5 protein-coding genes and 1 rRNA gene are annotated in these 10941 nt (G+C 70.5%); 4 read left to right on the forward strand and 2 right to left on the reverse strand.

Annotation, left to right across the window (positions count from 1 at the left end):
* Window positions 1–111: 111 nt before the first annotated feature.
* Window positions 112–1842 (reverse strand): NAD+ synthase, encoded by a 1731-nt coding sequence (locus ACIG5F_RS33935; RefSeq protein ID WP_396524017.1) that lies wholly within the window; start codon window positions 1840–1842, stop codon window positions 112–114.
* A 236-nt stretch (window positions 1843–2078) separates the two neighbouring features.
* Here ACIG5F_RS33935 and ACIG5F_RS33940 point away from each other — a divergent pair, with 236 nt between their 5' ends.
* The gene (locus ACIG5F_RS33940; protein ID WP_396524026.1) at window positions 2079–3572 is read left to right on the forward strand and encodes an alpha/beta hydrolase; all 1494 of its coding nucleotides are present in this window, start codon (window positions 2079–2081) and stop codon (window positions 3570–3572) included.
* A gap of 120 nt (window positions 3573–3692) precedes the next feature.
* On the opposite strand, the gene ACIG5F_RS33945 is transcribed toward ACIG5F_RS33940, so the two are convergent.
* Window positions 3693–4964, reverse strand: coding sequence for an MFS transporter (locus ACIG5F_RS33945; RefSeq protein ID WP_396524018.1), 1272 nt, complete (start codon window positions 4962–4964; stop codon window positions 3693–3695).
* 135 nt (window positions 4965–5099) lie between these two features.
* Here ACIG5F_RS33945 and glnA point away from each other — a divergent pair, with 135 nt between their 5' ends.
* The 3 genes from glnA to ACIG5F_RS33960 form a co-directional block, all read left to right on the forward strand.
* Window positions 5100–6443 (forward strand): type I glutamate--ammonia ligase, encoded by a 1344-nt coding sequence (glnA, locus tag ACIG5F_RS33950; protein WP_396524019.1) that lies wholly within the window; start codon window positions 5100–5102, stop codon window positions 6441–6443.
* Between the two features lie 200 nt (window positions 6444–6643).
* A complete protein-coding gene (locus ACIG5F_RS33955; RefSeq protein WP_396524020.1) occupies window positions 6644–10459 on the forward strand; it encodes an FkbM family methyltransferase in 3816 nt (1271 codons plus the stop codon).
* A 417-nt stretch (window positions 10460–10876) separates the two neighbouring features.
* Window positions 10877–10941 (forward strand): 16S ribosomal RNA (locus ACIG5F_RS33960); the annotation flags it as partial.

The raw sequence follows: 10941 nt of genomic DNA on the forward strand, positions 1-10941 counted from the left end.
CAAGGCCCGCGATCGGCGGGTCCCTGGGTGTCATGGATGGGTACGGGCCAAGGGTGACACCCCGCGGCACGGTCCGCCGCAGGGTGCGAGCAGCTTCACACGAGGCCAGAACTACACCGCCACAGGGGTGTGCTCCCGCCAGCCGTTGGTGATCGGCAGCCGCCGGTCCTTGCCGAACGCCTTGAGGCTGATCTTGGTGCCCGGCGGGTACTGCCGCCGCTTGTACTCGGCCCGGTCCACCATCAGCAGCACCCGCTCGATCAGGTCGGCCTCGAAGCCGCCGGCCAGCAGGTCGTCGTAGCCGCGATCGCCCTCCACGTACTGGTCGAGCACCCGGTCCAGCAGCTCGTAGTCGGGCAGCGAGTCGGCGTCGACCTGGCCCGGGCGCAGCTCGGCCGAGGGCGGCTTGGTGATCGAGTTCTCCGGGATCGGCGGGGCCTCGCCGCGCCGCCGGGCCTCGGCGTTGCGCCACCGGGCCAGCTCCCACACCAGCGTCTTGGGCACGTCCTTGATCGGCGCGAAGCCGCCGACCGCGTCGCCGTAGATGGTGGAGTAGCCCACGGCCAGCTCGGTCTTGTTGCCGGTGGCCAGCACCAGGTGGCCGTCGGCGTTGGACAGGGCCATCAGCAGCATGCCCCGGCACCGGGCCTGGATGTTTTCCTCGGCCAGCCCGGTGAGCCCCAGCTGGTCGACGTACACCTTGACCATGTCGCCGATCGGCTGCGTGTCGTAGTGCAGGCCGGTCAGCTCGGCGGTCAGCGCCGCGTCCGACCGGGAGTGCTCCGAGGAGTACGAGGACGGCATCGACACGCCGTAGACGGCGTCCGGGCCGAGCGCGTCCACAGCAACCGACGCCACGACGGCCGAGTCGATGCCGCCGGACAGCCCCAGGATCACCGACCGGAAGCCGTTCTTGTGCACGTAGTCGCGCAGGCCGGTGACCAGCGCCCCCCACACCTCTGCGCAGTCCGACAGCGGCGCGGCCGGGGCCGGGGCGGGCAGCGGCTCGTAGCCGGGCAGCTCGGCCGACTCCAGCGTCAGGCGGGTGACCTCGAAGCCGTCGATCGGCTCCACCGAGGTGCCCTCGCCGGCCGGCAGGTCGAGGTCCAGCACCAGCAGGTGCTCCACGAACTGCGGGGCCCGGGCCAGCAGGTTGCCCTTGGTGTCGATGACCAGCGAGTCGCCGTCGAACACCAGCTCGTCCTGGCCGCCGACCATGTTCACGTAGGCGATGGGGGCGCCAGCCTCGGCCGCGCGCTTGGCCACCAGGTCGGCCCGGACGTCGTCCTTGTTCCGCTCGTACGGGGAGCCGTTGACGCAGACCACCAGGTCCACCTGGGCCTGGCCCAGCGCGGCGATCGGGCCGCCGTCCTGCCAGATGTCCTCGCAGATGACAAAGCCGATGTCGGCCCCGTGCAGGCGCACGATCGGCAGCGTGCTGCCCGGCACGAAGTACCGGTACTCGTCGAAGACGCCGTAGTTGGGCAGGTGGTGCTTGGCGTAGCGGGCGACGACCCGGCCACGGTGGATGATCGCCGCCGCGTTGCGCACGCCGGCCTCGTCCCGGTCCAGGTAGCCGACGACGGCCAGCAGTTCGCCGCAGCCGATGTCGGCCAGCCGCTCGGCCAGCTCGTCCACGGCGGCGCGGGAGGCCTTGGCGAAGGAGCGCCGCAGGGCCAGGTCCTCGACGGGGTAGCCGGTCAGCACCATCTCCGGGAAGGCCACCACGTGCGCGCCGGACTCGGCGGCCTTGCGGGTCCACTCGGCCACCAGGTCGGCGTTGCCGGCCAGGTCGCCTACCCGGGGATTGACCTGAGCGAGTGCGATGCGCAGCTGCGGCATGCGCCCATCCTCCCTCACCACCGTCACAGCCGGACGAATTCTGTGGCGCAAGGATCACCCGCGGGTCGCCGCCGTCGTGGATCGTTCCCTCGTTCGGCGGCCGTAGATGGCACGATCGACGAGTGCGCCCTCGTCGTTCTCACTCCCTGTCGTACGTTGTGCTACTCGCCGTGACCGCACTGGCGGCCGGCGGCTGCACCTCCGTCTTCGACGGCCAGCCCGAGGCGGGCGTCACGATGGAGAAGGCGGGACCGGCCGGAACGGTGCCGGCCGGGTTGGAGAAGTTCTACGGCCAGCAGCTCAGCTGGGGCGGGTGCGACAGCTACGCCAGCTCCGACCAGGACCGCAAGGTCTTCGCGGACAGCCCCGACCTCAAGTGCGCCCGGCTGACGGTGCCCCTGGACTACGCCAAGCCGGACGGCAAGACGATCACCCTGGGTTTGCTCCGCCGCAAGGCCACCGACCCGGGCCAGCGCATCGGCTCGCTGCTGATCAACCCCGGCGGTCCCGGCGCCTCCGGCGTCAGCGCCGCCGCCTCGCTGTCCTCCGCGGTGGCCGGCAACGAGCTGGGCAAGCGCTTCGACCTGGTCGGCTTCGACCCGCGCGGCATCGGCTCGAGCGAGCCTTCCGTGCACTGCCTGACCGACGCCGAGCGGGACCAGCAGCGCGCCGACGACATCGAGGACACCTCGGCCGCGGGCGTGGCCAAGGAAGTGGCGCAGCTCAAGGACTACACAGCCAAGTGCGCCCAGCGCAGCGGCGCCGACCTGCTGGCCAACGTCGGCACGCGCGACGTCGCCAAGGATCTCGACGTGATGCGATCGGCCTTGGGGGACAAGAAACTCAGCTACGTCGGCTTCTCCTACGGCACCTTCCTCGGCACCACCTACGCCGAGCAGTTCCCGGCCAACGTGCGGGCCCTGGTGCTGGACGGCGCCGTCGACCCGACGCAGAGCCCGGCCGACGCCTCGGTGGCGCAGTCGGCCGGCTTCCAGAAGGCCTTCGACCAGTTCGCGGCCTGGTGCGTCGCCCGCCAGGACTGCGCCCTGGGCAGGGACGCCGGCAAGGCCGTGCATGCCTACCACGACCTGGTGATCCCGTTGATCAACAATCCGGTCGACACCGGCGACGGCCGCCGGCTCACCTTCGCCGACGCCACCATCGCCACCATCCAGGCCCTCTACACCCAGCAGCTGTGGGAAACCCTCAACAGCGGCCTGGTCCAGCTCAAGCGGGGCCTCGGCCTGACCCTGATGGCCATGGCCGACCTGTACGACGGCCGTGGCCAGGACGGCAAGTACTCCAACGAGCAGGACGCCTTCACGGCCATCCAGTGCGTGGACAACCCCCAGTCCACCGACCAGGCCGCCGAGCTGGACGCCGAACGCCGCTCCACCGAGGCCGCCCCGTTCCTCGACAACGGCCAGCCGATGCCGGCCACCGCCGCCGGCGAAGCCTGCTCCTACTGGCCCGTGCCCAACACTAGCCAGCCGCACCTGCCCCAGGTCAGCGGCCTGCCGGCGACCCTGGTCGTCTCCACCACCAACGACCCCGCCACCCCGTACCAGGCGGGCGTCAACCTGGCGCACGCGCTCGGGGGCTTTCTCCTCACGTACCAAAGCACCCAGCACACCGCGTTCCTTCAGGGCAGCGACTGCGTGGACCAGGTCGGCGTCGACTACCTGGTGAACCTCAAGCTCCCCGCCGCCGACCCGCGCTGCTCGTCCTGATGTCATGAAGGGCCCCTTCCTGACATTCAACGAGAGCATCGGTCCCTCGATCTTGGCCCCGATGCCATGAAAGGCCCGTTACTGGCGTCAGTAACGGGCCTTTCATGGCATAAGCCGGTCCTAGGTGGTCGGCGCCGTCTCGATGGTGCGGCCGAACTGGATTCCCTTGGCCTCCTTGCCGAAGAAGGTCAGCAGCGCCAGGATCGCCAGCACCGGCAGCACGGTGACCATCAGCGCGAACGGATAGCCGTGGCCGGCGGCCAGCGACTCCTGGATGGGCAGGTTGAAGGCGGCCAGGCAGTTGCCGAGCTGATAGGTCACGCCCGGGTAGAAGCCGCGGATGGCGTCCGGCGACATCTCCGTGAGGTGCGCGGGAATCACGCCCCAGGCGCCCTGGACCACGATCTGCATCAGGAAGGAGCCCAGGCACAGCAGGGCGGCGGTCTGCGACAGCGCGAACAGCGGCACGATCGGCAGCCCGATCACCGCGCAGAACACGATGGTGTGGCGCCGGCCGTAGCGTTCGGACAGCGAGCCGAACACCACACCGCCGATCATCGCGCCGATGTTGTAGATGATCGCGATCCAGCTCGCGGTGGTGGCCGACAGCCCGGCCCCGCCGTTCTCGGTGGCCTTGAGGAAGGTCGGGTACACGTCCTGGGTGCCGTGGCTCATCCAGTTGAACGCGGTCATCAGCACGACCAGGTAGACGAAGCGGCGCAGCACCGTCGGCGTGAAGATGACCTTACGCAGCGAGGTGTTGTGCTGCTTGAGCTTCTCCTGCGCGGTCTGCCAGACCTCGGACTCCTTGACCCGGGCCCGGATGAGCAGGCTGATCAGGGCCGGAATGATGCTCAGCGCGAACAGCCACCGCCAGGACAGGCCGGCCCAGCCGTGCAGCACCAGGTAGGCCAGCGAGGCCAGCAGGTAGCCCATCGCGTAGCCCTGCTGGAGCACGCCGGAGAAGAAGCCGCGCCGGTTGGCCGGCACCTTCTCCATGGCCAGCGCCGCGCCCAGGCCCCACTCGCCGCCCATGCCGATGCCGTAGAGCAGCCGCAGGATCAGCAGCACGGTGTAGTTGGGCGCGAAGGCGCACAGGAAGCCCACCACCGAGTAGAAGACCACGTCGGCCATCAGCGGGACGCGCCGGCCGACCCGGTCGGCCCACAGTCCGAACAGGAACGCGCCGACCGGCCGCATGATCAGCGTGACCGTGGTCAGGAAGGCCATGTCGGTCAGCGACACGCCGAATTCCTTGCCGATGTCGGCGTAGACCAGCACGACCAGGAAGTAGTCGAAGGCGTCCATGGCCCAGCCCAGCAGGGCTGCCGTGAAAGAGTTCCGTTGGTCCGAATTGAGGCGTTCTCGGGGTGCGGTGGCGCTGCCGGTCATAGCCTGCCCCTCCCTGAAGATCGGCGTTGCTACGTCGTACTCGCTGCGCTGCGCGCGGGCAACCTCACGATCGGTGACCGAAATGCCCCGACCCCCCGAAACATGCTGTTAACAGGGGCTGCCTACGCTGCGCTCATGGACCGCCAGCAGGAGTTCGTGCTGCGCACGTTGGAGGAACGCGACATCCGGTTTGTCCGGTTGTGGTTCACCGACGTGCTCGGATATCTCAAGTCCGTGGCGGTCGCGCCCGCCGAGTTGGAGGGCGCCTTCTCCGAGGGCATCGGCTTCGACGGCTCGGCCATCGAGGGCTTCTCCCGGGTCTACGAGTCCGACATGGTCGCCAAGCCCGACCCGTCGACCTTCCAGGTGCTGCCCTGGGAGACCGCGGACGGCGGGCACTACTCGGCCCGCATGTTCTGCGACATCGCCATGCCCGACGGCTCCCCGTCCTGGGCCGACCCGCGGCACGTGCTGCGCCGCACCCTGTCCAAGGCCAGCGAGGCCGGCTTCACCTGCTACGTCCACCCCGAGATCGAGTTCTTCCTGCTGCGCGAGCTCAACACCGACGGCCGCGAGCCGGTGCCGGCCGACAACGGCGGCTTCTTCGACCAGTCCAGCCACGACACCGCGCCGCACTTCCGCCGGCACGCCATCGAGGCGCTGGAGTCGATGGGCATCTCGGTGGAGTTCAGCCACCACGAGAACGCGCCCGGCCAGCAGGAGATCGACCTGCGCTACGCCGACGCGCTGACCATGGCCGACAACGTCATGACCTTCCGGTACGTGGTCAAGGAGGTGGCCATCACCGAAGGGGTGCGCGCCTCCTTCATGCCCAAGCCGTTCACCGACCAGCCGGGCTCGGGCATGCACACCCACGTCAGCCTGTTCGAGGGCGACGGCAACGCCTTCTACGACGCCGAGGACCCGTACGAGCTGTCGGCCACCGGCAAGGCCTTCGTGGCCGGCCTGCTCCGGCACGCCCGCGAGATCACCGGCGTGACCAACCAGTTCGTCAACTCCTACAAGCGGCTCATCGTCGGCGGCGAGGCCCCGACCGCGGTCTGCTGGGGCCACGCCAACCGGTCGGCCCTGGTGCGGGTGCCGATGTACTCCCCGGGCAAGGCCTCGTCCCGCCGGGTGGAGGTGCGCAGCCTGGACTCGGCCTGCAACCCGTACCTGGCCTACGCGGTGATCATCGCCGCCGGGCTGAAGGGCGTGCAGGAGGGCTACGAGCTGCCGCCGGCCGCCGAGGACGACGTGTGGCGGCTGACCGAGGCCGAGCGGCGGGCCGCCGGCTACGCGAACCTGCCGCAGAACCTGGGCGAGGCGCTGCGCGAGATGGAGCACTCCGAGCTGCTGGCCGAGACCCTCGGCGAGCACGTCTACGAGTTCTTCCTGCGCAACAAGCGGGCCGAGTGGGACAACTACCGCAGCAAGGTCACGCCGTACGAGCTGAGCAGCCTGCTGCCCATCCTGTGACAAGCCGAGGGTGACTCGACCCTCGGCGTGTCGTTCATGAACGGGCCAGGCGCCGTGCCATGATGTTGATCTACGTCACGGCGTTCGGGCAGGTTGGCCCGGCGGCGGCCCAGGTCGTCGCCGTCCGCGACCGCCGCCGGCCGCCGAATCGGGCCCGGGCATTACTTCGACCCGACGCCGGATCGGGCTAGGTTGTGCCCGTGACTGACGTCCCTGCCACAGGCCAAGCCGCCGACGAGCCCGCCGCGCCGATCACCCCGGTGATCAAGGTCGGCTTCGGCCCCGCCGGTTCGAGCGGGCCGGATGTGCCGCCGTCGATCGCACTTCCCGAGCAGACGGCGCTGAGTGCCTGCACCGTGGCGACCAAGGCGCAGCTGCCCGCGGTCCGCACCCTCGGCGCCGCCTTCCTGACCCTGCACGACAACGGCCGGTTCGTCGCGCTCATCGTCGATGCCGACCCGGGCACCACCGGCCAGGGCGTGCTGGCGCCGGCCGACATCGGCATCGGCGACCGTGAACTGGCCGAGCTCGCCACCGCCTGCACCGCCGAGCAGCTGTGCGCGGTGCTGCGGCCACGCCTGCTGGAACGCCTGCTGGCCGACCGCGGCCCCGTGCTCTACCTCGACCCGACAGTGCACGTCGTCGGCCGCATCGCCGACCAGGTCACGCCGGCGCTGGGCCGCAAGCCGCTCGTCCTCGTGCCGCGGGTGCTGCGGCCGCTGTCCGACGACGGCATGCGCCCAACCCCCGAGGAGCTGGCCGCCGTCGGCGTCTACGACTCCGGCTTCGTGGCGGTCGCGCCCGGCGCCGAGGCCTTCCTGCACGCCTGGTTCGACACCGTGCGCCAGGCCCCGGAGGCCGCCGCGACCTTCCTCGACAGCGCCCCCGCCCTCGTCGACCACGAGGTGCTCCGCGACCCGGGCATCGGGCTCTCGGTGTGGAGCGCCGGGCAGCGCCAGCTCACCAAGGACGACGGAGCGCTGCTGGTGGACGGGGGTCCGCTGCGCACCGTGCACTTCAGCGGCTTCGACCCGCTGCGCCCGTGGCTGCTGTCGGCGGAGGTCACCGCGCGGCCCCGTGTGCTGCTCTCCGAGCACCCGCTGCTGGCCGAGCTCTGCACCAGCTACCGCAACGAGCTCGTGCGCCACGGGTTGGGTCAGGACCGTGGCGAGTACGGCTTCGGTCAGCTCGCCGACGGCACGATCCTGCCCAACGGCCTGCGCGCGGAGTACCGGCGTGCGCTGCTCGGAGCCGAGCGCGCCGGTCAGTTGCCGCCCGCGCCGGCTTTCGGCGCCACGCCGGCCGAATTCGTGGCGTGGGCCGCGGAAGAGGTCGACGGTCTGCCCGGCTCCACGCGGTGGGCGTACGCGGTCTGGCAGGACGACCCTGCGTTGCAGGGCCAGTTCGCCGAGCCCTTCGGCGCCGACAGCGCGTCGTTTCGCGAGTGGTGCGCCAGCCCCGGTGTCGCGAGCGGCCGGATCCACCTCGACGCCGTGCCCAAGCGCCCCGGCACCGAGACGACGCTGCTCGCGCAGCTGGGCGTCTCCGTGCTCGGCAGCGGTTGGATCGCCGATCTCGTCGCCGCGTCGGCCCGGGCCTCGGGCCTGCCCGCGGCCACCGAGCCCGGCTACCCCGTGGTCCTGCTGTGCGACGAGGAGGCCACGGCCCCGGCCGAGCGCTACGTCGTCGCGGTCCGCACCGACGCCGGCCCGGTCGGCGGGCAGTCGGACGTGAACGAGGTGTGGGTCACGTCCGAGACCACGCGGATCGCCTTGGAGCAGACGGTTTCCGTGCCGGTGCGCACGATCACCCTGCCGGTGCTCGACCGCCCCGTCCGCGAGGAAGCGGCCCGCACCGCGTCGCGGACCGCCCACGACATCGGCGACGAAGTGGTCTTCGCCACGGTTGTGGATCACTCCGCCGAACGGGTCGGCAACGCGCTCGGCGCCGTGTCGGCCTTCCTCGCGGCGTTCCCGGACCGCCAGGACGTCCGGCTGATGCTGGCCGTCTCCGGCTCGGCCGAGCACCCCGAGGCGGCCGAGCGGCTGCGCCTGGCCACCGCGACGGATCCTCGGATCCGGCTCGTCGAGGACCCGATCAGCCTGCCGTTCCTGCTGGACGCCGCCGACTGGGCCCTGTCGCTGCACCGCGGCGGCGGCTCGGACCTGATCGCGTGGGGTCTCACCGAGGCCGCCGCCCGCGGCGTGCCGGTGATCGCCAGCGGACACGGCGCCGTCACCGAGCTCTTCGATGGGGACACGGCCGTGCTCGTGCCGTGCCATCACGGCGGCACCGAGCCCGACATCGAGGTGGCGGCGAAGCTGCTGCGCGAGGTCGCCGACGAACCTGAGATCGCGGACCGCCTGGCCCGCACCGGCCGCTGGCACCTGCTGCGCGCGTACTCGCTGCCCAAGGTCGCCGACCAGCTGAAGGAACGGGTCGAGCACGCCTACCGCACGTGGCGTGCGCGGCGCTCGGCTTCCCGTGGCGGCAACGACAGCGATCCGCTCGGCCCGCTGCACTCGGCGAAGCACGCGCTGCTCCGCCAGCCCGACGTGGACGCCGCGAGCCGGATGCCAATGGCGCCGGCGCTGCGCAAGGGCGTGCTGAGGGTCCTCAACCACTACGACAACCACCTGCGTGACGTGCTGGGCACCGTGCTCGACGGCATGGAGCGCACCGCCGGCGAACTGCTGCGCCGGCAGGACGAGATCCGCGAAGTCGGCGGACTGGTCGAGCTGGAGAGCCTCCGCTCCGACTTCGAACGGCTCGTCGACCGGCACTCCCAGCTGGGGGACCAGCTCGTCAGCACGGACGACGGCGTGGTCCGGGTGAGCGCCGACCTCGCCGGTCAGGGCCGTCGACTGCGTGAACTGGAGGACGCCCTGGTCGCCGAGGCCGGCAAGCGCACCAAGCAGCTGGACACGCTGGCCGACCGTCTCGACCGCCTGACCCTGATGCTGGACAAGACGCTCGACCGCATCGACGCGATCGAGTCGAAGGTCGCGGAAAGCCTGCGTGAGCGCGACGGCCGGCTCGAATCCGGGCTCCGCGCCGCGGATCAGGCCCTGCACACGTCGGATGCGCTGCGCCGGGTCGTGGTGCGCGAGCACGAGCGGCACGGCGGCGCGGTCGAGGGCGTGCCGAGTTCGCTCGTGCTCTGTGATGTCGGTCTGCTGCGGCTGCCGTCCGAGGACGCGCTCATGCTGCCGCTGCTGTCGAGCAACGGGGTGTGGGAGCCCGACCTGTCGCGGCTGATCGACTCGCTGGTCGAGCCGGACGGCATCTTCGTCGACATCGGCGCCCATGTCGGATATCACACGATCAGGGTGCTGAGCCTGCTCGGCGCCAGCGGCGCGGTCGTGGCCGTGGAGCCGAGCGACCCGGTGCGGCGGCTGCTCCGGCACAACGTCGGGGTGAACCTGTCGCCGCAGATCGCCGAGCGGCTGGTGGTCGTCGAGGGCGCGGCGTGGGACCAGGCCGCGGACCTGCTGGCCGAGCCGGCGCTGACCGGAGGGGTGGCGGTGCGGCCCGATCCGGGGCCGCCGGTGCCGGCCGCGGCGTCGCCGTCGTCGAGCCAGCTGCCCGCCGGCTCGACCCAGTTCGCCGGCGCCCCGATTCTCGAGCCGATGGACGCCGGCCAGCCGGCTGAGCTGGGCGGATCCGTCCGTGGCGTGCGCCTGGACAAGGAGCTGGAGAGCATTGCGAGCCTGGCCGGGATGCGCCTGTCGGTGGTGAAGGTGGACGCGCCGGGACGCGAGCACCGGGCGCTCGGCGGCCTGGTGCGGCTGCTGCGCCGGGACCGGCCGCACGTGCTGTGCGCCTTCTCGCCGGCGTCGACCGCCGACCTCGGCGACGACCCGCTAACCGTGCTCCGCGAGTTCCGCACGTGGGGTTACGACCTGGTGCCGGTGGACCAGCAGCGGGTGCTCAGCCCGGAAGAGGTGCTGGAGGCGTCGTCCGGGGGCTCGCGCAGCTCCACGCTGTGGCTGCGGCCGCGCGGCAAAGGGGCCTGAGCGGAGGTCGACATCGACTGTTAACCGCCCTGACCAGGCGATTTGACTTCGGTGATCGACCTGGGTAACTTTCTCCAAGTCAGCGCAACACGGACTCGCCCCGGACCGCCAGGGACTCCCCGGCAGGGACGGTGAGGACGAGCCTGACAGACCGGGACCGAAACCCAGCGAGTCGCCTCCCTCAGAGGCCGATTTGCAAGGCGGAAAACAACCGGCTAAGCTACGAATACAAGCGAAACACCAAGGCCCCTGAACGCGGCTTGAAAGAGCCAAGTGACGGTGTGCGTGTGTTCTTTGAGAACTCAACAGCGTACTGTAATAGCCAGTACTTGAATGAATAACCCCTTAGTGGGTTCCTTTGAGATGGTTAAAACTGGAATTGATGCCAGTTTGTACTAGTCTCGATCAAACAAAACCTTATTGGAGAGTTTGATCCTGGCTCAGGACGAACGCTGGCGGCGTGCTTAACACATGCAAGTCGA

This window comes from Kutzneria sp. NPDC052558 (genome assembly GCF_044547355.1).
In the GTDB taxonomy this organism is placed as follows: domain Bacteria; phylum Actinomycetota; class Actinomycetes; order Mycobacteriales; family Pseudonocardiaceae; genus Kutzneria.

Coding starts and splice junctions, on each gene's coding strand:
- ACIG5F_RS33940 (WP_396524026.1), top strand. CDS start 2,079: ATGGAGAAGGCGGGACCGGCCGGAACGGTGCCGGCCGGGTTGGAGAAG.
- ACIG5F_RS33935 (WP_396524017.1), bottom strand. CDS start 1,842: ATGCCGCAGCTGCGCATCGCACTCGCTCAGGTCAATCCCCGGGTAGGC.
- glnA (WP_396524019.1), top strand. CDS start 5,100: ATGGACCGCCAGCAGGAGTTCGTGCTGCGCACGTTGGAGGAACGCGAC.
- ACIG5F_RS33945 (WP_396524018.1), bottom strand. CDS start 4,964: ATGACCGGCAGCGCCACCGCACCCCGAGAACGCCTCAATTCGGACCAA.